Annotated in this window: 20 protein-coding genes; 17 read left to right on the top strand and 3 right to left on the bottom strand. The window is 32.8% G+C overall.

The window, feature by feature from the left end; genetic code table 11:
* Positions 1–7: 7 nt before the first annotated feature.
* Positions 8–1,720 carry a M3 family oligoendopeptidase gene (locus RVY88_RS03635; RefSeq protein WP_024305247.1) on the bottom strand — a complete coding sequence of 571 codons (1,713 nt, stop codon included), beginning with the start codon at positions 1,718–1,720 and terminating at the stop codon, positions 8–10.
* 86 nt (positions 1,721–1,806) lie between these two features.
* Positions 1,807–3,036, bottom strand: coding sequence for a serine/threonine transporter SstT (gene sstT, locus RVY88_RS03640; RefSeq protein WP_162167376.1), 1,230 nt, complete (start codon positions 3,034–3,036; stop codon positions 1,807–1,809).
* A 159-nt stretch (positions 3,037–3,195) separates the two neighbouring features.
* Between sstT and metK the strand changes: the two genes are divergently transcribed.
* The 5 genes from metK (at position 3,196) to RVY88_RS03665 (ending at position 7,960) form a co-directional block, all read left to right on the top strand.
* On the top strand, positions 3,196–4,392 hold the full coding sequence (gene metK / locus RVY88_RS03645; protein ID WP_011731926.1) for a methionine adenosyltransferase: 1,197 nt from the start codon (positions 3,196–3,198) through the stop codon (positions 4,390–4,392).
* A gap of 271 nt (positions 4,393–4,663) precedes the next feature.
* Positions 4,664–5,536, top strand: a complete 873-nt coding sequence (locus RVY88_RS03650) for a metal ABC transporter substrate-binding protein (protein ID WP_065843719.1) — start codon at positions 4,664–4,666, stop codon at positions 5,534–5,536.
* The gene (locus RVY88_RS03655; protein WP_038453236.1) at positions 5,523–6,365 is read left to right on the top strand and encodes a metal ABC transporter ATP-binding protein; all 843 of its coding nucleotides are present in this window, start codon (positions 5,523–5,525) and stop codon (positions 6,363–6,365) included. The genes RVY88_RS03650 and RVY88_RS03655 overlap by 14 nt, the downstream gene beginning before the upstream one ends.
* On the top strand, positions 6,340–7,164 hold the full coding sequence (locus RVY88_RS03660; RefSeq protein ID WP_162167375.1) for a metal ABC transporter permease: 825 nt from the start codon (positions 6,340–6,342) through the stop codon (positions 7,162–7,164). The genes RVY88_RS03655 and RVY88_RS03660 overlap by 26 nt, the downstream gene beginning before the upstream one ends.
* Positions 7,145–7,960 carry a metal ABC transporter permease gene (locus RVY88_RS03665; RefSeq protein WP_065843718.1) on the top strand — a complete coding sequence of 272 codons (816 nt, stop codon included), beginning with the start codon at positions 7,145–7,147 and terminating at the stop codon, positions 7,958–7,960. Before RVY88_RS03660 ends, RVY88_RS03665 begins: the two co-directional genes overlap by 20 nt.
* On the opposite strand, the gene RVY88_RS03670 is transcribed toward RVY88_RS03665, so the two are convergent.
* Positions 7,947–9,182 (bottom strand): apolipoprotein N-acyltransferase, encoded by a 1,236-nt coding sequence (locus RVY88_RS03670; RefSeq protein WP_011731928.1) that lies wholly within the window; start codon positions 9,180–9,182, stop codon positions 7,947–7,949. The two genes, RVY88_RS03665 and RVY88_RS03670, sit on opposite strands and share 14 nt — an antisense overlap.
* Before the next feature lie 2 nt (positions 9,183–9,184).
* Here RVY88_RS03670 and yajC point away from each other — a divergent pair, with 2 nt between their 5' ends.
* The 12 genes from yajC to RVY88_RS03730 are packed head-to-tail and all read left to right on the top strand — an operon-like array spanning position 9,185 to position 22,828.
* A complete protein-coding gene (gene yajC, locus RVY88_RS03675; protein WP_002849151.1) occupies positions 9,185–9,466 on the top strand; it encodes a preprotein translocase subunit YajC in 282 nt (93 codons plus the stop codon).
* On the top strand, positions 9,459–11,048 hold the full coding sequence (secD, locus tag RVY88_RS03680) for a protein translocase subunit SecD (RefSeq protein WP_038453241.1): 1,590 nt from the start codon (positions 9,459–9,461) through the stop codon (positions 11,046–11,048). Before yajC ends, secD begins: the two co-directional genes overlap by 8 nt.
* The gene (secF, locus tag RVY88_RS03685; protein WP_002849153.1) at positions 11,048–12,019 is read left to right on the top strand and encodes a protein translocase subunit SecF; all 972 of its coding nucleotides are present in this window, start codon (positions 11,048–11,050) and stop codon (positions 12,017–12,019) included. The genes secD and secF overlap by 1 nt, the downstream gene beginning before the upstream one ends.
* A gap of 9 nt (positions 12,020–12,028) precedes the next feature.
* A complete protein-coding gene (locus RVY88_RS03690) occupies positions 12,029–12,367 on the top strand; it encodes a DUF6394 family protein (protein WP_002849155.1) in 339 nt (112 codons plus the stop codon).
* An 8-nt stretch (positions 12,368–12,375) separates the two neighbouring features.
* Positions 12,376–14,811: a leucine--tRNA ligase gene (gene leuS, locus RVY88_RS03695; RefSeq protein ID WP_162167374.1), complete on the top strand. Its 2,436-nt coding sequence runs from the start codon at positions 12,376–12,378 to the stop codon at positions 14,809–14,811.
* Between the two features lies 1 nt (position 14,812).
* Positions 14,813–15,352, top strand: a complete 540-nt coding sequence (gene lptE / locus RVY88_RS03700; protein ID WP_002849158.1) for an LPS assembly lipoprotein LptE — start codon at positions 14,813–14,815, stop codon at positions 15,350–15,352.
* Positions 15,333–16,877, top strand: coding sequence for a GGDEF domain-containing protein (locus RVY88_RS03705; RefSeq protein WP_065843716.1), 1,545 nt, complete (start codon positions 15,333–15,335; stop codon positions 16,875–16,877). Before lptE ends, RVY88_RS03705 begins: the two co-directional genes overlap by 20 nt.
* Complete coding sequence (locus RVY88_RS03710; RefSeq protein WP_065843715.1) at positions 16,877–18,046, top strand: bifunctional folylpolyglutamate synthase/dihydrofolate synthase; 1,170 nt, start codon at positions 16,877–16,879, stop codon at positions 18,044–18,046. Before RVY88_RS03705 ends, RVY88_RS03710 begins: the two co-directional genes overlap by 1 nt.
* On the top strand, positions 18,036–18,926 hold the full coding sequence (locus RVY88_RS03715; RefSeq protein ID WP_002849160.1) for a peptidoglycan DD-metalloendopeptidase family protein: 891 nt from the start codon (positions 18,036–18,038) through the stop codon (positions 18,924–18,926). The genes RVY88_RS03710 and RVY88_RS03715 overlap by 11 nt, the downstream gene beginning before the upstream one ends.
* Entirely contained in the window at positions 18,875–19,288 is a 414-nt protein-coding gene (locus tag RVY88_RS03720; RefSeq protein ID WP_002849161.1) for a polymer-forming cytoskeletal protein, read from the top strand. The genes RVY88_RS03715 and RVY88_RS03720 overlap by 52 nt, the downstream gene beginning before the upstream one ends.
* Positions 19,269–22,226, top strand: a complete 2,958-nt coding sequence (gene mfd, locus RVY88_RS03725) for a transcription-repair coupling factor (RefSeq protein WP_162167387.1) — start codon at positions 19,269–19,271, stop codon at positions 22,224–22,226. Before RVY88_RS03720 ends, mfd begins: the two co-directional genes overlap by 20 nt.
* Complete coding sequence (locus tag RVY88_RS03730; protein ID WP_162167373.1) at positions 22,223–22,828, top strand: putative metalloprotease CJM1_0395 family protein; 606 nt, start codon at positions 22,223–22,225, stop codon at positions 22,826–22,828. The genes mfd and RVY88_RS03730 overlap by 4 nt, the downstream gene beginning before the upstream one ends.
* Positions 22,829–22,855: the final 27 nt, after the last annotated feature.

Consider the following 22,855-nt stretch of genomic DNA (forward strand, 5'->3'; position numbering starts at 1 on the left):
TTTTCCCCTAAATAGATATAAACTCATTTACTAAATTCCTAACTTCATCAAGTCCTATTTGCCAGAATTCTTCTTTATTTATATCAAATCCAAACATTGCTACCATATCTTTTGGACTTCTGCTTCCGCCAAGGCTCAAAAACTCAGTATAAATTTCTACAAAGTTTTCACATTTTCCGCTTTTATATAGTCCAAATAGAGCAAGCACAAGCAACTGAGCATAGCTGTATGCATAACAATAAAACGGAGAATGTATAAAATGAGGTATATAACTCCACCAAATTTTATAATAATCGTTTAAAACCAGACTATCGCCAAACATTTTTTTAGACTCTTCATACCAAATATCATTTAAATTTTCATTAGAAATTTCACCTTCAAAAGCATGAACTCGTCTTTCGAATGTGGTAAAATTTATTTGACGATATAAAGTAGAAAAAATATCTTCTATTTTACCTGCCAACAATCCAGATAGTTTTGTATCGCTGGTTCTGTTTTTTACATATTCAAACACTAGCATTTCGCAAAACACGGAAGCAGTTTCGGCTGTAGTAAGAGGAGTGTTTGAGTTCAAAAATCCAACTTTGTAGCTTAAAAACTGATGTATTGCGTGCCCTAACTCATGAGCTACGGTAAAAAGATCGCGTCTTTTGTTTGTATAATTTAGTAGTACAAATGGATGAGTGTCGCTTGAGGCTGAATGCGAAAAAGCGCCGCTTTGTTTATTTTTAGCCGGATATACGTCACACCAGTTTTCATCAAAAGCTCTTTTTGCAAGTTTTGCGAAAAGTGGATTAAAAGAGTTAAAAGCTTTTAAAATTATCTCTTTTGCCTCTTCATAGTTAAATTCGCTCTCATTGTTAAGAGGCGCATACCTATCATAATCATAAAGCTTCTCGTATCCTAGAAGCTCTCTTTTTTTATGATAAAATTTAGAAACAAGATCAAAGCTAGATTCAGTTGCTTTTATGAGAGCATCTACGCTTTGCTTTTCTATTTGATTGCTCTCGTGTCTGCTTGATTCTGCAAGTTCATAATTTCTTAGCTCACACTCGTTTTTTAGATCTGTTTTTATCATATTATAAATATATGTTAGAATGTGTTTATTTTGCTCAAGAGTTTTGCTAAGAGATAAGGCCGCGTCTTTTCTTACGCTTCTATCGCTGTCTAGCATTTTCGATAGAATTTCTTCTTCGCTTAAGACTAAACCTCTAAAATCAAACTTAAGCCTTGCCATACTTTCATCAAAAAGCCTTGAAAATGCATTTGCTCCGGTATTTGCTGTTCTTAAAAGAACCCTTTCTTCAAGAAAACTTAATTGATGCGATTTCTGCTTTGCTATAAGACTAAGATAGTAACTATAAGGTCTTGAATAAGCTATAAAACTGTCTTGCTGCTCTTTTGATATCTCGTTGAACTCAATAGTAAAAAATAGCAAATTTTCTTCTATTTTTGTACAAATTTCTTCATATTTTGCTAAAAAAGAGCCGTTTGTAGTATCTTTAGCAAATTTCAAATAAGCATAGCTCATAATCTTATTTATACCAGCTAAAATATTCTCATATTCTTGTATAGAGGCTAGGAACTCGCTATCGTTCAATTGTTCTAAATTTTTACTATATTTTTGATTAAAGTTCTTTGCTTTTTTCTCTAAATTTTTGCTGAACTTATCAAGCTCATCACTATTTTTGAAAAATAGAGTTAAATCCCATTGCATAATTATCCTTTTTTAAAAAGTAAAATTATAACAAAAAAAATCTAATAATAGAAATTTGTGCAACCAGATACATAAATTTGGGACTATTTTTATGATTTTTGAGATGCAATAGCTGTAAATAGCACGTCTGTTGAACTATTTAATGCAGTTTCGATAGAGTCTTGAACGACTCCTATTATAAAGCCGACTGCTACTACTTGCATAGCTATGTCGTTGCTTATGCCAAACAAAGAACAAGCAAGCGGAATAAGCATAAGCGATCCCCCAGCAACTCCGCTAGCTCCGCACGCTCCTATAGCAGCGATTATGCTAAGAAGAAGCGCGTCTAAAAAGCCTACTTGGATATTTAGCGTATTTACTGCGCTTAGCGATAAAACAGCTATGGTCACGGCAGCTCCCGCCATATTTATAGTTGCGCCCAAAGGAATCGATATAGAGTAGAGTTTTTCATCTAAATTTAGCTTTTTACAAAGGCTCATATTTACAGGTATATTTGCCGCGCTGCTTCTAGTAAAAAATGCAGTAACTGCACTCTCTTCTATGCAAGTCATTATGAGTGGATATGGATTTTGTTTTGTTACAAAATATACTATAGCCGCATTTACTACAAATGCTACAAAAAGCATAGTTCCTGCTAAGACTAAAAGTAGTTTTGCATATCCGCCTATAGCTTCAAATCCTGCTTCTGCAACGCTTGTAGCAACAAGTCCAAATATACCAAACGGTGCTAATTTTATTATAAATTTAACTATTCTTGTTATGCCTTCACTTATATCTTTAAATATCTTTTTAGTCTCTATAGAAGAGTGTCTAAGAGCTATACCAGTACCGATTGCCCATGTAAGTATCCCTATATAATTTCCGCTAGATATAGCGTGAACTGGATTATCTACCATCTTAAATACTAGATCTTTTAAAACTACTATTATGCTTTGGGGTGCTGATGCTAAGGCGTTGCTAGTGTTTTGCAAAACTAGAGTTGTTGGAAATATAAAACTAACCACGACTGCTGAGAGAGAAGCTAAAAACGTGCCAACAAGATATAAAATAATAATATTTTTAAGCCCATTTGCTTGCCCAAATTCTTTTATTATTATCGACGAAGCAACAAGTATAAATACCAAAATAGGCGCTACGGCTTTTAAAGCTCCTACAAATAAATTGCCTAATATAGATGCTGCATTTACCACTATCGCGGCTTCTACACTACTTTTGTGAGCTATAAATCCTAAAATTCCTCCAATTGTTATTCCTATCAATATTTGAATTATTAAATTTCCATCTGTATAACTTTTGGTTAGTTTTGTGAACATTCCCATTATTAAACCTTTGATTTGAGATAAATGGCTATTATATTTACATTGTCATTAAAGCAAAATTAAATTTATACTGTTTTAAGCGAAATATAGATTAATGTTTATTTCAAATTATGTATGCTAAAATCAATCCCAAATTAAATTGAATAAGGAATATAAATAATGTACCTATTTACAAGTGAAGTAGTAAGTCCGGGTCATCCTGATAAATGTGCCGATATCATAGCAGATAGTATAGTTGATGCGATCCTTAAACAAGATCCAAATGGTCGCGTTGCAAGTGAAGTTTTCGTCGCTGGAAAACACATTGTAATAGGCGGCGAAGTAAATGCTAAGGTTGATTTTACTCATCAAGATTATAGAAATATAGTAAAAAATACTTTAAAAGATATCGGTTATAACGGAAATCCACATTTTACAAGATCTCAATGCCTACATCCCGATGATCTTGAGGTTGATGTGTTTTTAAATCAGCAAAGTCCGGATATAAATCAAGGCGTAGATCAAAGCAGCGGTGAAATAGGTGCCGGGGATCAAGGAATTATGTTTGGATTTGCATCTAGCGAAACAGAAAATTTTATGCCATCAGCGATAACTTACGCTAGAATACTTTGCGATAAAGTTTATGATTACGCTCTTAAAAATCCGGATAAATTAGGCGTTGATATCAAAACTCAAGTTACAATCGATTATGGTTCAAAATCAAATTTCGAAAACTGCAAACCTCAATCCATACATACGATAGTAGTAAGCGCTCCAAGCGTTGAAAATTTGCAAATAGAAGAAGTTAGAACTTTGATCCAAGGCTTGATAGATGATGCAGGGCTTCCAAAAGAGCTTTACAATAAAGAAAAAACGATTATTTATATAAATCCAACCGGACGTTATGTGAATCATAGTTCGCTTCATGACAGCGGATTAACCGGAAGAAAGCTAATAGTAGATAGCTTTGGCGGATACTCTCCTATAGGCGGCGGCGCTCAAAGTAGCAAAGACTATACGAAAGTCGATCGTAGTGGACTTTACGCAGCAAGATGGATAGCAAAAAATATAGTCGCCGCAGGACTTGCTAAAAAATGCATCGTTCAGCTAAGTTACGCTATAGGTGTAGCAAAACCAGTTAGTATCTCAGTAGATTGTATGGGTACAAATAGCAGTATAGATGATGAGAAATTATCAGAGTTTGTACATGAGAGTTTTGCTCTAACTCCTAGATGGATAACGGAGAAATTCGGACTAGATAAACCTAGCACAGATACTTTTTTATATGCTAAAGTGGCTGCTAATGGACAAGTTGGAGTTGCTAGTTATCCGTGGGAGAAGTTGGACGCGGTTGAAATTTTTAAAAAATTAAAATAAACAATTCCGGTTTTAAATTTGAGACCTAAATTTATAAAACGGCTCAAATTTAAAACTTTCTAGCTAATTGTTTCTTTGAAAGTATTATATTTTTTTATTGTAAATTTATGTTGTAATTTTCAGTGCGGCTTATTATTTATAGAATTTATAAATCAATAAGTTTTAAATTTAGATTTAAAAATAATAAATTTTATTTGATAAAATTTATCAATTACTTAGCTAACTTTAAAGAAAACTATCCTATAATACATCGAAAAAATAAAGGCTAAATATGAAAAAAATATCTATTTTTATATTTGTAATAGCAATGATTGGTTCTTTAAATGCACAAAAGCTTGAGGTTTTAACTAGTTTTACGATACTAGCAGATATCGCAAAAAATGTTGCAAAAGATAGTGCTAATGTAAATAGTTTGACAAAAATGGGCACAGAGATACATGGATATGAAGCAACTCCAAAAGATATTTTAAAAGCTAAAAAAGCTGATATCATTCTTTATAATGGTTTAAATTTAGAGCTTTGGATGGATAAGTTTTTGAGCAATGCAAAAAAACCTAGTTATAATCTAAGTGATGGTGTCACTCCTATTTTGATAAGCGATGGAGGATACAAAGGCAAACCAAACCCTCATGCGTGGATGAGTATCAAAAATGTTCAAATTTACATTAAAAATATCGTAGAAATTTTTAGTAGGCATGATCCAAAAAATGCTGATATCTATGCTAAAAACGCAGATGAGTATATAAAAATTTTAAATGATTTAGACTCTAAATTTAAAGCCGAGTTTGCCAAAGTTCCGCTTGAACAAAGATATCTTATAACAAGTGAAGGCGCTTTTAGTTATTTAACTAAGGAGTATGATCTAAAAGAACTTTATATATGGAGTGTAAATAGCGATGAGCAAGGCACTACTAAACAGATAAAAAACTTAGTTGATAAGATAAAAAATTCTGAAGCGAAGGTGATTTTTAGTGAGAGCACTATTAGTCCAAAACCTGCTATGACTATAGCAAACGAGAGTGGAATTAGATACGGCGGAGTGCTTTATGTAGATAGTCTAAGTAAAGAAATTCCTACTTATGTAGATCTTATGAAAACTACGGTTTCGACTATTATAAACGGATTAAATAATGGAAAAAATTAGCTTAGATGTTTCAAATTTGAATGTCAGATATGCTGATGTAGTGGCTTTAGAAGATATAAACTTTAGTTTAGAAGGTGGAAACATATGCGCTCTTATCGGTACAAACGGAAGCGGTAAATCAACTCTTTTTAAGTCTATAATGGGAGTAATAAAGCCAAAAGGCTCAGTTATAAAAATATGCGGTTTAAGTCTTAATGATGCGATAAAAAATAGTCTCATAACATACGTTCCTCAAAATGAAGAGATAGACTTTGACTTTCCTATAAGCGTATGGGAGCTTGTAATGATGGGCAGATATGCTCATATGGGATTTTTTAAAAATCCAAAACAGAGTGATAAAATAGCAGTAGAAGATGCTTTAAAAAAAGTAGATATGTATGAGTTTAAAGATCGTCAAATTTCTAAATTAAGCGGTGGTCAAAAAAAGCGTATATTTATAGCAAGATCTTTGGCCAGCGATGCTAAAATCATACTTTTAGACGAACCTTTTAATGGAGTTGATGCAAAAACCGAGAGTATGATACTAGATCTTCTTATAAAACTTCGTTCAAGTGGAAATCTTATTCTTATATCTACTCATAATCTTGGAATGGCTGCTCAGTATTGCAATAGAGCGATACTTCTTAAACATAAGATCTTGGCTTACGGATTTACGAACGATGTTTTAACTCCTGAAAATCTCAGTCAAGTTTTTGGCGGAAGTTTAAGACATTTTAAGATAGAAGTCGACGATATGAGTTGTAATATAGCGCTTATAAGCGACGATGAAAAACCGCTTATAGTGGTAGATGAAAAGGTGCAAGATGGAATGGTTAATAGAGCCTTTTAATTACTCATATATAGTAAAAGCGCACATCGTAAGTCTGTTTTTATGCGCTTTTTGTGGGTTTTTATCTTGTTTTTTGATCTTAAAGTCCTATTCTCTATTAGCTGACGCTCTCTCTCACAGCGTAACACCAGGAGTAGTTATAGCATATATGATGAGTTTTTCTTATACTATTTCTAGCTTTATATGCGGTTTGTTTGCAATTTGTAGTATGGGTTTAGTGTCGCGCAGTTCAAAGCTAAAAACAGATACGATAATAGGAGTGACTTTCTCATCGTTTTTTGCTCTTAGTCTATTTTTGGTTTCGATTTATCCGGTTTCTATAAAGCTCGAAACCGTATTTTTAGGCGATGTTTTGAGTTTAAATGATAGCGAAGTTTATGAGCTTATATTTCTTATATTTATACTATTTTTATTTCTTATTTTTAGTTATCAAAAGATTAAATTTATATTTTTTGATGAGCTAGGTGCTAGTAGTGTTGGTATAAATGTTAAATTTTATAAGATTTTATTTTTTATGTTACTCTGTTTTTGTACCGTTGCTAGTTTAAAAACGGTTGGAGCTATTTTGGTAACTGCTATGTTAATCACTCCTGCTGCGAGCGCTTCTATGATTAGTTTTAAATTTAACCAAAGAGTGATTTTAGCTACATTATTTGCCGGATTTAGTGGATTTTTTGGAGTTTATATCAGCTATTTTTTAGATACTTACGCCTCTGCTATGATAGTTTTAACTCAGATTTTGATTTTTATCGTCTGTTTTTTATATAAAAGGATAGTTTATGATAGAGTTTTTGCTTGAACCTTTAAGATATGATTTTATGCAAATAGCCCTTTTTATGGCATTTGGAGTAAGCATTGTATGCGCAGTTTTGTCTTGTTTCTTGGTTTTAAAGTCCTACTCCTTACTAGGAGATGCACTCTCTCACTCTGTAATGCCAGGAATGATACTATCTTACGCTGCTGGTCTTCCTCTTGGAGTAGGGGCATTTATATCTAGCCTTGGCTGCTTGTGGATAATTGAGTTTTTAAAACAAAGAAGCGGTCTTAAAAATGATGCTATCATAGGTATGAGTTTTACCGGATTTTTTGCTTTTGGACTTTTGCTTTATAGTAAAGTAGAGAGTCCTTTGCATATAAATGAGATTTTATTTGGAAATTTGCTCGGAGTTAGTGCTAGTAGTATGCAAAATTCACTTGTAGTTTTTGCAATGGTTTTGATTGTGATTCTTCTATTTTTTAGAAGATTTTTTACTGTTTTTTTTGATGAAGTAAATGCGAGGTTAGTTGGATTAAATCCAAAAAATTACTACTATTTAATGCTTTTGATACTTAGCTTTGTAGTTGTTTTTGGTTTTAGTGCGGTTGGAATTATACTAGTTGTGGCTATGCTGATTTTACCTGGAGCTGCTGCATTTTTAGTAACTAGTAAATTTTGGATGATGCAAATTTGTGCGGTTAGTTTTGCTATTTTTAGTTCACTTTTTGGTATTATAGTGAGCTTTCATATGGACTCTAGTACTCAAGCTCTTATAGTTTTAGCTCAGACTTTGATATTTGTATTTTGTCTTGCGTATTCAAAGATTAAGGCGTTATGATTTCACTTTTGCTACCATTTACACTGTGATAAATAGTAGTTTTATGCTTAAAAGAATAGTATTTTAGTAGTTTTTCCTGCAGTTTTGGCTCTGTTGAGGGGACAAACCAACCGTTATTCGTAATTGCTATCATAAATTTAGGCGAGTTTTCGTATAATTCATCTCTACTAGCCTCATAACATATTGCGCTTCTTATTTTCACTCCCAATATCTCGTAGTCGCTTACGCTAGTAGCTCTTTCGAAGTCTTTTTTGCCTTCAAAAAATATATTATTTATTAAATTTTTGAAAAACTCAGGAAGTGGAATTTCCTCACCAAAAGGCACTAAAACTACTTTATCAAGTCTTTGTACATTCCCGTTTTGAAGCACGTAAGCTGCATTATACGACATATTATTTTCATATCCTAGAGCTCCTGCTACTATGGCTATATTATTTGATTTTTGTTTTAAAATATCTAGTAGCTCGGGCTGATGATCCAAAAATAGAGGAAACGCACTTTCTGGAAATACGATTAAACTAGCGTTTTTTTCTATAGCTTTGTCTATTAACAGCAGATTTTCATCTATAAATTTAGATCTTAAACTTCGCTCCCATTTTTTACTTTGAGGAACATTCGTATGTACTAGTTCTACATTAAAAGGCAGTAAATTTGGACTAGTTTTGCTATTTAAATTTAAAAAAAGAAGTATAATCAAAATAGGAAATCCTGCTTTCAATCCAAATTTGATATAGCATATAATGGCAACTAAAACTGCTCCAAGAGTCCAAATTTGTGGCTTAAAAATAGTATCTACAAATATTAATTCAAGATTAAACCAGTTAAAATCAAACGGATAAAAATACCCAAGAGCCATTAACATAATAGATCTTAATATTAAATTTGAAAAATATCCGCTAACTAAAAATAAAAACGCATAAATAGTAGATATGCCTACTATCCCAAGTGGGATAAGATACCAAAATCCATAGTAAAAAAGGCTAAAACTTATCCAATAAAACCAAAACATGCCGATAAAAAATCCGCTCCAAAACCATACTTGTTTAGTTGATTTTAATATAAAATAGAGTCCGATAACGGCTGAAATCATTCCTATGTATATAAAAATTTTAAGTTCTAAAAGAGATAGAAATATAAAATTTGATATTAAAATTGCTATTTCAAAGCCATTTCTTATAAAATTTAAGGTAAAATATGTACTTAAATTTTTACTAAAGGACACCCATGCCAGAGATTGTATCTTCATTATTACCTCTAATTGTATTATTTGCAATTTTTTATTTTTTGGTTATAAGACCGCAGCAAAAGCAGCAAAAAGAGCATAGAAATATGCTATCAAATCTTCAAAAAGGCGATAAGATCGTTACAAATGGAGGCTTGTTTTGCGAGGTCGTAAAACCTGAGGATGATTTTATCAAAGTTAAGCTTAATGATGAGGTAATCGTAAGAATCGATCGCAACTTCGTAGCTAAAAAAATAGACAAAATCGAGAAAAGCGATGCTTAAAGGTAGAGTAACTTATAGACTAGTTATTTTTATCTTAGCTCTTATATTTGGGCTTGGCTTTTCGATGCCAAGCTTTTTACAGAGCGAAAAGGGATATAAAATAAGCTTAGGTCTTGACTTGCAAGGCGGCTTACATATGCTACTTGGCGTACAAACAGATGAAGCCATTACTTCAAAAATAAAATCAATTGCTTCTAGTATCAGATATTTTACAAATAAAAACGATATCTTAGTAGAAAATTTAAAAACCGATACCGATACTGTTCATTTAACTATCTTAGATAGCGATGAAGCTAAAAAAATAGATGAAATGCTAAAAGGTATTAAAGGCTTAGATATTAAAAAAGATGGTTTAAATTATAGAATTTCTTTAACAGCGGCTGAAAAGATAGATACGGCTAAATATGCAGTAGATCAAGCTGTTGAAACCATAAGAAATAGATTAGATCAATTCGGTCTTGCCGAGCCTACCGTAGCAAAACAAGGTGAAAATCAGATCTTAGTCGAGCTTCCCGGTATAAAAACTGCCGCCGATGAACAAAGAGCTAAAGATCTTATAGCTAAATCAGCACATCTTCAGCTTATGGCTCTTGATGAAAAGAGGCAAGATCAAGCAAATAAAATGACTGAAGCCGAAGCGACTGCTTATGGAGATGTACTTTACCCCGATGTAAAAAATCCTAAATTTAAATATCTCATAAAAGATATTCCTGTGCTTGATGGAAATATGTTAGTTGATGCAAGAGTTGCATTTGATAATCAGACGAATTCTCCCATCATAAGTTTTACTTTAAATGCTGAAGGTGCTAGAATATTCGGTGATTTTACAGGATCAAATGTTGGAAAACGTCTTGCTATAGTGCTTGATGGTAAGGTATATTCAGCTCCGGTTATAAATGAAAGAATTGGCGGTGGAAGCGGTCAGATAAGTGGAGGATTTAGCGTAGAAGAGGCTCACGATGTTGCCATAGCTCTTAGAAGCGGTGCACTTTTAGCTCCTGTTAATATGCTAGAAAAAAGAAGTATAGGACCTAGTTTAGGACAACAAAGCATAGATCAAAGTATGGTAGCGCTAGCTGGCGGAGCTATTTTGGTTGTTTTATTTATGGTGCTTATTTATGGACTTGCCGGAGTTTTGGCAAATATAGCTTTAGTAGTAAACATATTACTTTTAGTGGCCGTGATGGCTCTTTTTGGAGCTACTTTGACTTTGCCGGGTATGGCTGGAATTTTGCTTACTATAGGTATGGCAGTAGATGCTAATGTTATCATAAATGAACGGATACGAGAACTTTTAAAAGCCGGTCAGAGCGTTCACGTTAGTATAGAAAAAGGTTATGAAAACGCCATGAGCGCGATAATCGATTCAAATTTAACCACGCTCATAACTTCAGCTGCTTTATATGCTTATGGAACAGGTCCAGTTAAAGGATTTGCCGTTACTATGAGTATAGGTATTTTGGCATCTATGTTAACTGCTATATTAGGAACTCATGGTATGTTTGAGTTTTTAGGTAAAAAGATAGAAAATAATAAAAACAGCGTGCTGTGGTTTGGATATAAGATAAGGAAGGTAGCTTAATGCAGATATTCGATAATGGTAGAATTTATGATTTTATGGGCAAGAGATGGCTATTTTTTTGCTTTTCTTTTATACTATTTTTTGGTTCTATCGTACTTATTTGTACTAAAGGATTAAACTATGGAATTGATTTTTCCGGCGGTACTCTTATACAAGTAAAATACGAAGGAAAAGCACCTCTTGATGATATAAGAGATAAGCTTGCCGCAAATGAAGTCCTTAAAAATGCGAATGTAACAGAGTTTGGTTCAGATGAAGAGATCACGATTAGATACTCAGGAAGTAGCGATAGCTTAGGAAGTGATCCAGGAGCCGTAGTAACAAGTATCCTTGAAGGCACCGGCAAATTTGAGATAAGAAGAGTAGATGTCGTAGGTCCAAAAGTAGGTAGTGAGCTTAGACAAAAAGGTTTAATGGCGATAGGCGTTTCTCTTATTTTAATACTTATTTATATTGGGGTGAGATTTGAGTGGAGATTTGCTTTGGCTGCTATTATCAGTGAAATTCATGACGTGGTAATAACGATAGGAGCTATAAGCTTACTTAGTATAGACGTAAATTTAGACACGTTAGCTGCCGTATTAACAGTACTTGGATACTCGCTAAATGATACTATTATTATATTTGATAGAATTAGAGAAAGAGTAAAAGAGAGTAAATTTATAAAACTAAACGATGTTATAAATGAGTCTGTTTCGCTAACTTTGTCAAGAACTATTATGACTTCGATTACTACATTATTAGCGGTTTTAGTGCTATTTTTCTTTGGTGGAGATATGATAAATGGATTTTCTATTATTATGCTTATAGGTATCATCATAGGTACTATTAGTTCGGTATTTATAGCTTCTCCTATGCTTGGCTGGTTTAAATTTAGCGTTGATCATTATAGATCTCATCTTGCAGCTAAAGAGGTTAAGAGAAAAGAAAAAGAGAGAATTCGTGCTATGTATGAAAAAGGAACTATTTAAGGAGCTAGTATGAATTGGGGTAAGGTTATATACACGTTTTTTGCTCTTATGAGCTTGACCACGACTGCCGGATTTTTATATGATAAGAGTGAGATTACGTTATTTATAGCAGCTAGTATAAATTTGATTTCTACTTTACTTAAAATAGGAGTTAGAAATATGCTCTCTGCCGAACTATTTGCTAGCTCCCTTGTGGCTGATTTGCATTTAATTCCGGCTTTTGTTCTTTTAGTTATAGGAGCTAATGAAGTTATAGTATATTCTTTAGTTATCGGCGGAGTAATAGCAAATATATTTTCTATGTTTTTACTTCTAACTGAAGCTAGCAAAATAAGAGATGAATTTTAAGGAATATTATGGAATATAATGCTAAAAATATTGAATACAAATGGCAACAAATTTGGAAAAAAAATGGTTATAGTGAGCCAAAAGACGACTATTCACTGCCTAAAAAATATATTCTTTCTATGTTTCCCTATCCTAGCGGTAGGCTTCATATGGGTCATGTTAGAAACTATAGTATAGGAGACGCTCTTTCTCGGTACTACAGAAATAGAGGCTATAATGTTTTACAACCAATAGGATTTGATAGTTTTGGTATGCCGGCGGAAAATGCAGCTATAAAGCATAAAATTCACCCTAAAATTTGGACTTATGATAATATAGATTATATGACAAAAGAGCTTGACGCTCTAGGTTTTAGTTTTTCTAAAAAGAGACTTTTTGCTACTAGTGATCCTCTATATACTAGATGGGAGCAGGAATTTTTTATTAGAATGTATGAAAAAGGGCTTGTATATAGAAAATCAGCTGTCGTAAATTGGTGTGAAAATGATCAAACTGTTTTAGCTAATGAACAAGTAGAAGATGGAAAATGCTGGAGATGCGGGCATGAAGTTATACAAAAAGAGATGCCGGGGTATTATCTAAAAATTACAGACTATGCAAATGAGCTATTAGAGTGTTTAAAAGATTTAGAGGGTAAATGGCCAAATCAAGTTTTAACTATGCAAGAAAACTGGATAGGTAAAAGTTATGGACTTGAGTTTGAGTTTAAATTCGATAGCAGTAGTAAAATTTTGCTTGATGGTATGGATGGATTTAAAGTATTTACAACTCGTCCTGATACCATATATGGAGTTAGTTACGCCGCTATAGCTCCTGAACATATAGTTGTAAAAAAGTTGCTTGAAAAAAACATACTTGATGACGCCACATCTGCTAAGTTAAAATTTATATTAAATCAAAGTCCAAAGCAGAGACAATCTATCGATAAAGACGGTGTTAGTTTAGGATTAAACGTAATTCATCCGCTAACTAACGAACTTATACCTGTTTGGTGTGCAAATTTTGTACTTGCTGAATATGGCGGCGGAGCCGTTATGTCTGTGCCTGCTCATGATGAGAGGGATTTTGAGTTTGCTAGCAAATTTAATCTAAATATCAAGCAAATTATAAAATCAGATACTCTTCCATACTGCGAAAAAAGTGGAGTTTATATAAACTCAGAACTTATAAACGGACTTGCGTATGAGGAAGCTAGAGAGAAGATAATCTCTAAATTTGAAAAAGAGGGCTGGGGAAATAGAGTTACAAATTATAAGCTTCGTGACTGGGGAATTTCTCGTCAAAGATACTGGGGAGCCCCTATACCGATGATACACTGTAAAAAATGCGGCGTAGTACCTGAAAATATATCAAATCTTCCTGTTAAATTGCCTGATGATGTAGTCATAACTGGAGAGGGAAATCCTCTTGATAAGCATAGCGAGTTTAAAAACTGTAAATGTCCAAAATGCGGTAGTCAAGCTACAAGAGAAACGGATACTATGGATACGTTTTTTGAAAGTTCATGGTATTTTGCAAGGTTTGCAAGTGATGAAAAAACATGGGAAGATGTAGCTTTTGATAAAAAAAGCGTCGATTACTGGATGAGCGTTGATCGGTATATCGGAGGAATTGAGCATGCTATATTGCATCTTTTATATGCTAGATTTTTTCAAAAAGCTTTGAGAGATCTTGGGTATTTAAGGGATTGCGAACCGTTTGACAGTCTTTTAACTCAAGGAATGGTGCTAAAAGACGGTTCTAAAATGAGCAAAAGCAAAGGAAATACCGTAGATCCAGATGATATTATAAATAAATTTGGAGCCGATACGGCAAGGCTATTTATACTTTTTGCAGCACCTCCTCAAAAAGAGCTTGAGTGGAATGATAGCGCAGTAGAAGGAGCATTTAAATTTATAAATAGACTTTATGATAGAAGCGATAATGCTTATAAAACTGAAATTTTACCGCAAATTAACCATTCAAATTTAAATAAAGACGAAAAATATGCTAGATTAAAAGTTTATGAAGCTCTCAAAAAATCAACCGATGTTTTTGAAAATAGCTTTGCTTTTAACACGCTTATAGCAGCTTGTATGGAGGCTTTAAACGGTTTGAACGCTCAAAATAATAAAGATATATGGACCGAGGGTTACTTTATTATTTTAAATTTACTTGAGCCTATTATTCCTCATGCTTGCCATGAGCTTAGTAATGAGCTGTTTGGTCTTAAAAATTTCACGAAATTAAGTTTAAAAGATGAAGTTTTTGTAAAAGATAGCTTAAATTTAGCCATAACAGTAAATGGCAAACGTCGCTCGGAAATAGAAGTGTCTGCCTTTGAAAGCGATGATAAAATTTTAGAGATAGCTAAACAAGAGGTTTCTAAATGGATAGAAGGTAAAGAGATATTAAAAGAAATATATGTGCCTAATAAGCTTGTAAATTTAGTTATAAAGGGCTAGAATGAAGACGCTTTTAAATTTGATAGTCGTTCTGTTTTTTCTAGGATGTGGTTATAAACCAGTTTCTGTTATAACTGCAAATGTTTTAGATGAGTCGGTTTGGGTAGACGTGATAATGAGTAAAACAGATCCTGAAAATACGGTTGCTATCAAAGACAGCGTAAGAGAAGCTATGATAAAAAGGCTAGGTAGAAATTTAACTACAAAAGAAGAAGCCAATAGCATTATTATAGCCAGTATAAAATCACTTACTTTTAATGCTATTTTATATGATCAATTTGGTTATGTTACTGCTTATAAAACAAATTTGATTGTTGATTATAAAGTGAAATTAAAAAACGGAGATATCAAATACATAACTACAAGCGGAGACTATGATTTTAGGATTACAAAACGTATAAATAATACTAGATTTACAGATAGCGTTATAAGTGACAAGGATAGATTTGAGGCGATCAAAAATGCATCTTTACAGTCGTTTGACGAGTTTATTTCTAGGTTAGCTATTGAAGGTTTAAGAGATGGCAAGTATAGTAAGTGAAGTTATAAAAGATGTTATTTTAGAGGCAAATTCAAAAAAGATAGTTCTAACTCCAGATAATTATCATATGCTTTTTTGTGAAGCAGCTAGAAGAAGAGGCGTATCGGTAGAAGACTGCAAAAAACTAGAAAAATATATTTCAAAGCTTGATAAAATGTATCAAGATGAGCTAAAAAAGATGAATGTGAGAAATTTAGACGAGCTTTTTGCATTTATTAGTTCACGATTAAATCGTATAAATCCAAGCGATTTTACTAAACTTACTCAAGCTTTTACTCTGCTTACAAAGCGTATTTTACAGAGTATAAGCTTACTTCATAACAAGCAAGCAAGAAACCTGGCAAATATAAGCGTACAGACTATTGATAAAAAAATTAGCATAGAAAATATCAATATTATAAAAGATAAGTGGTTTAACTTTTTAAGCGACTATAATGATGATTATCTAAAAAAACTAGAACAGTACGGTATAAAAAATAGCGATGACTTAGAAGGTATTGTAAGCAAACTTTTAAATGCTAAATTTACTCCAAGCAGTGAAGATAAGGATTACACAAAACTTGCCGAGCTTATGATAGCTGCTTTAGTACCGTCGATAGCTTCTAGTATGAACGATGAATTAGCAGCTATAAGCGATGAGATAAGAGCCAAACCGGAGCTTTTGCAAAGCGATGGAATGCAAAGCGATATTAAAAAATTTATTTTGAAAAGAGTTGATTTAGATAAAAGCGAAGTAAAGCAAAAGATCGTTATTTTAGATAGAATTTTAGATGATATCAATGAGCAAATAAAGTATTTTATATCAAGAGTTGCTCAAAATGAAAACGGTATAAGCAGTATAAAAACGGATTTAGATAATATAAGGTCTAATGATGATTATATTGTTGTTAAAGAGAAGCTTTTGCATGTATCTAATTCGCTTGAGTTTGAGATAAAAGATTTTTTAGCTAAACTTATAGAGGATAAAAAAACTATTTCTAACCTAAAAGCTAGAGTAAAAGAGTTAGAAGATATGCTTTTGCAAGCAAAAGAAGAGATAAGCAGCGATTATCTTACAAACGTAGGAACAAAAAGAGCTTTTGAAATCGAATTGGCTAATATAGAAGATGTATATAAAAGATATAAAATAGACTACTCTATATGCTTTTTCGACATAGATCATTTTAAGATAGTAAATGATAATTATGGTCATGAAGCAGGTGATACTATCTTATCTACTGTCGGCAAAATACTCAAAAAACAGTCAAGAGATATTGATTTTGTAGGTAGATACGGAGGAGAAGAGTTTGTTGTTATTATGCCAGAAACATCAAAAGACAATGCGATTTTGTTTGCAAAAAATATCTTATCAAATATATCGAATTTTAAATTTTTATATAGAGGTGAAGATATAGACATAACAATTAGTTGCGGAGTGGCTTCAAGAAAAGATAGTAAAAGCGACAGAGATACTCTTGAAAGAGCAGATTCTCACCTATATGAAGCTAAAAATAGTGGTAGAAATTGCGTAAGGCCAAGTGTTTAATGAGACTAAACGATTTTTTAAGTACAAAACCGATGTATTATGATCAGATTGATTATACTAGATTTCCTAGAGCTTATGCTTGTATAAAACATAGATTAAGCCTGCCAAAAGTAGTGCATGTAGTAGGCACAAACGGCAAAGGAAGTACCGGAAGATTTTTAGCGCAAATTTTAAAATCAAGCGGTAAAAAAGTTGGTCATTACACAAGTCCTCATATATTTAAATTTAATGAAAGATTTTGGATAGATGGCAAAGACGTTAGTGACGATGAGCTTGAAAAAGCGCACAAACAACTTCTTATATATTTTGATGAATATCAAAAAACTACTAAATTCGGTGAAAATTTTATAGAAACTTTAAGCTATTTTGAATGGGCAACTCTGTTAGGGGCTGTTTTATTTCGCGATCTTGATGAAGTTGTGCTTGAAGCTGGAATGGGTGGAGAGTTTGATGCTACAAATGTTTTTCCTAAAAAACTTAGTATATTTACCCCAGTTGCGCTTGATCACGCCCATATGCTTGGAGATAGCTTAGAAGATATTGCTACAACAAAGCTAAATTCTATGGATAAGTTCGCTGTTATTTGCAGTGATTTTTCTCTCATGGATCTTGCAAAGAATATCGCAAAGAAACGCGGTTGCAATATTTTGATTGCTCCAAAAGAGATTAGCAGTGAGACTACTCGGTACGCTTTTAAATTTAAATTACCTAGTTTTTTAGTAGACAATCTTAATTTAGCCGTATTTAGCGCAAAAGAGCTTGGAATAAAAAATATAGATGAAATAGTTTCTCATTTAGATAAATTGAGCCTTAGAGGACGTTTAGAGAAAGTAGCAAAAAACATAACGATAGATGTTGGACATAATGCTCACGCGGCAAAAGAGATAGCAAAAAACTTTACTAATAAAGTATACCTTATATATAATGCATTTGATGATAAAGATATAAAAGCTGTTTTAAATGAGTTAAAGCATATTGTTTCTAAAATTTTAATATACGAATATGACAGTGATAATAGAAAATTGGCAGGTGAAAAAATATTAACAATCGCAAAAGATTTTGGTATACCATGCGATAAATTTTCAAATTTAGAAGACGATAAAGACTACCTTGTATTTGGCTCATTTGTGCTTGTAGAAAACTTTTTAAAGGATACAGTTGAAAAATAAATTTTTAATTACTATCACAGATATAAACGGCTCAAAAAACTATCTTTTACATCAATTAATCAAGAAAATCGTTATTTACGTTGTTATTTTTACATTTTGTAGTTTTATTTTGGGGGTATTTTATATCACTTATCTTGAAAATAAAACTAGTGCATTAAAAGATAAAAGGGATGAGCTTTTAAAGGTAAAAAATGAGTTATTTATAGAAAATGAAAAGATGCAAAAAAAGATAAAAGCTAGCAGTGAAGAGTTTGCTTCTATAGAAGATAAGATAGCGGCTCTTGAAGAGCAGTTAGGTCTTAATACCGATAATAACACAACGATAGATGAGAGATTAGAAAATATAGAGCTTACTGGATTTCAACAACAGATTATTTTTTCTATGATACCGAACGGAGATGTCATAAAACATAATGGTGTGAGTGCTACGTTTGGTTGGAGAACTCATCCTATACTACATAGAAAGCAGTTTCATCCAGGAGTTGATCTAAGAGCTCCTGTGGGTACGCCTATATATGCTCCGGCCGACGGTGTTGTTGAGTTTGCCGGATATAATGCTACAAATGGATTTGGTTATGTTGTTATAATAGAACACAATTTTGGTTTTAAAAGTCGCTTTGCCCATATGAGCAGAAAAGACGTAGTAAAAGAAGGAGAGTTTATAAAAAAAGGAACTCTTATAGGATATAGCGGAAACACTGGACTTAGCACCGGACCTCATTTACATTATGAGATTAGATTTATCCAACGTCCTTTAGATCCTATAAATTTTATAAAATGGAATAGTAAAAATTATGAAGAAATCTTTAAGAAGGAGCAAAGAGTATCATGGCAGTCTTTAGTAAGAACCCTAGCAGATTTAACGCCCAAACAACAATAATTTCAGAAGGTGCTTATATACAAGGTGAGCTTACCTTAAAATCTATGTTGTATGTAGATGGTAAAGTTGATGGAGCTATAAGAAGCGATAATACAGTAGTTATAGGTAAAAACGGTAATATCAAAGGTGTGATTTTTGCACAAAAAGTTGTTATTAACGGTATTTTTGAAGGTAATATAGATGCTGAATTCGTAGATATTTTAAATGGTAGCTTTGTATCAGGAGATATATTAGCGGCAAATTTAAGCATAGAAAGCGGTGCTAAATTCAACGGAAAAAGCAGTACGAAAAATGTAGTTAAAAGTTTAGAAAATTTAGAGATTATAGATGCTGAGGCTAGTAGTGCAAGCAAGGATTTATGAGTTTTTTAAATTTAATAAAAATATATACGATATCTTAGTAACAAATGACGATAAAGAGGCAAGAGAAGCTTATGATAGTGCTTCTTACGCCGGACTCACTTGTTTTGTTTTACCGGATTTTAGAGCTATACAAGGTGATGATTTAAGAGCTTTTAATGCAGAACTTTTAGAAATAAGTAAAGTTCTAACTGAATTTTATAAAAGTGATTCAAAAAATAAGCTGCTTATATCTCCTATTCGTACGCTTTTAAATAAACTTCCAACTAGCTCAAATTTAAAAACCAAAACTATAAGTTACGCAGATACGTTAAATCTAACTGAGTTTAAAGAAGAAATGCTCGGTTTCGGATATAATTTCGTAGATATCGTAGAAGGCAGAGGCGAAATAAGAATAAGCGGCGAAATTATCGATATATTTAGCGTCTCAGAAGATAAGCCAATTAGAATTTTGCTAGATATAGATACTGTTTGTAGTATAAGATACTTTGATCTTGATACTCAAAAATCAGACAAAAACGAGCTTACTTCAGTTATTATAACTCCGTTTTTGGCTTCATTAAATAGTGATGAATTAAAAGATGTAAATGATAAATTAGAAAATATCGATTCAAATGCTTTGATAAAAGATATCAACTCATTTGGTTTTTGGGTTATAGACGGATTTAGCGATTATTTTGAGAGTTTTAAAACTGTTTTGGCAATGCAAATAGACATAGATGATATCGTTTCTAATAGAGATCTAAGTTTTTTAAAAGCTGTTCCTATTTTACCAGAACCAAAAATTTATAAAGATTTAGAAGTTAGTGTAAATAGTGATCTTATCAAATTTCACGGCAGTAAAAAAATTCAAATTTTGAGCTCAAACGAGAGTAGTTTTAATGCTTTAAATTTAGAAAATAGTTCAAACGTAGAGCTTGTCATAAGCAATCTGATATTAAATATAGCTAGTAAAGACGAATTGATACTATCTTTAAATAAAAGAGTTAAAAAACAAAGAGTTAAAAAAGCAAGTTTAGTTATAGATGAATTGAAAACCGGTGATTTTGTCGTACATAGTGATTATGGTATAGGTAAATTTTTAGGACTTGAGCTTATCACGGTTTTAGGTAGTAAAAAAGAGTTTGTAGTTATCGCTTATCAAAATAACGATAAACTTCTTTTGCCGGTTGAACATCTAAATATGATAGATCGTTATATAGCAGGAAGCGGCGCCGTAGTTAGCGTAGATAGGCTCGGCAAGGCTAGTTTCGCGAAAATCAAAGAAAAAGTTAGAGAAAAGCTATTTATTATAGCTAATAAAATCATAGCTCTAGCTGCAAAAAGAGAGTTGATAGAAGGTATAAGATTAAACGCGGATAGTCAGTATGCTAAGTTTAAATCCAGCGCCGGATTTATATACACGGATGACCAAGAAAAAGCAGTAAATGATATACAAAATCATCTAAAGAGCGGACGAGTTATGGATATGCTTTTAAGCGGCGATGTAGGTTTTGGTAAAACCGAAGTTGCTATGAACGCCATATTTTTATGCGTAAAAAGCGGCTATCAGGCTCTATTTTTTGTACCAACTACTTTGCTTAGCTCTCAGCATTTCAAAAGTTTAAAAGAGCGTTTTGATAAATTTAACATAGATGTACGCAGACTAGATAGATTTACTAGCACAAAAGAAAAATCAAATATTATAAAAAATTTAAATGATGCAAAACCGATGGTTGTCATCGGCACTCATTCTCTTTTATCTTTAAAAGCGGCGAATTTGGGACTTATAATTATAGACGAAGAGCATAAATTCGGTGTTAAACAAAAAGAAAAACTAAAAGAGATAAGCGAACACTCTCATATACTTTCTATGTCGGCTACTCCTATTCCAAGAAGTTTAAATATGGCTTTAAGTAAAGTTAAAAGTTATAGCACTCTTTTAACGCCGCCGCTTGATAGAATGGATGTAAGAACATTTGTCAAGGAGTGGGATGAGAAGCTTATAAAAGAGGTTATATTAAGAGAGATTAGAAGAGGAGGTCAGATATTTTACGTGCATAATTTAATATCTGATATGCCAAGTATGGAGCGAGAATTAAAAGCTTTGATACCGAATTTAAAAGTTTTAACGCTTCATAGTAAGATAGACGCAAAAACTACCGAAGATGAGATGATGAAATTTGCAAATAAAGAGTATGATCTGCTTCTTTGCACAAGTATCATAGAGAGCGGTATTCATTTGCCAAATGCTAATACTATTATAATCGATGACGCAAATAAATTTGGGATTGCGGATTTGCATCAGTTAAGAGGAAGAGTCGGTAGGAGCAATAAACAAGGCTATTGCTACTTTTTGGTCGGCGATAAAAATGAGCTTAGTAGTGAAGCCGTAAAAAGGCTTATTGCTCTTGAAAGTAATTCGTTTTTGGGCTCCGGAGCACTTCTTGCTTATCATGATTTAGAAATTAGAGGTGGCGGGAATTTGCTCGGAGAGGCTCAAAGCGGTCATATAGAAGCTATCGGATATACGCTTTATCTAAAAATGCTTGAAGATGAGATAAACTTGCTTTTAAATCATCAAACAAAAGAGATGACTCAAATAGATATAAAACTTAGCGTAAATGCATTTTTAAATACTGATCTCATAAATGAAGATAGAATCAGGCTTGAACTATACAGACGTCTTAGCAAATGCCAAAATGTAAGTGAAGTTTATGAGCTAGGAGCAGAAATTGAAGATAGATTTGGCAAACTTGATGCTTACACTAAGCAATTTTTAGATATTATAGTCATAAAGATTTTGGCCTGCGAACAAGGGTTTAAATCTGTGAGTAATTATGAACAAAATATAAGCTTAACTAAAATTGACGATACGAAGGTTATTTTAAAGTCAAGGAGTAAAGATGATGATGACGTACTTGCACAAACTCTGGCATATTTAAGAAAGAATTCATCATGACTATAGGGAATTCTCTTTCTACTATCAGCCCATATGGCGATTACGGTATTAAAAATAGCGATAGTAAAGAAGATACTCTAAAAACTAGTCAAAATAGTGAAGATAAAAATAACAATAGCAAAAAAGATGAAAAAAACGTAACTCAGCTAAGTGATAAAGAGAAGCTTCAAGTAGCTAAGTTGCAAAAAAGAGATGCAGAAGTAAGAACTCACGAAGCAGCCCATATGGCAACAGGTGCCGGACTAACTAGCGGGACTAACTATACTTATCAAAGAGGTCCTGACTCTAAAATGTATGCTATAGGCGGTGAAGTTGGGATAGATACTAGTCCTGGCAGTACTCCAGAAGAAACTATCCAAAAAGCTCAGCAGATAAAACGTGCCGCTCTAGCTCCATCGAGTCCTAGTCCAGCAGATCTCAAGATAGCGGCAAATACGGCTAGCATGGAAGTTTCAGCAAAAGCTCAGATGCAACAAGAACAACAAGATGATAGTAAGGGCGAAGATAATAACTCCGCCTTACCCAACTCAACTAATAAAAATAACACCAAAAATCCATATAGACAAGATACATATATCCCAAGTACTATCGGGCTGTTTTAAATTTAAAGCAAAGGAGATATTTTGAAG

Source organism: Campylobacter sp. TJR-1 (genome assembly GCF_032840035.1).
Lineage (GTDB): Bacteria > Campylobacterota > Campylobacteria > Campylobacterales > Campylobacteraceae > Campylobacter > Campylobacter fetus.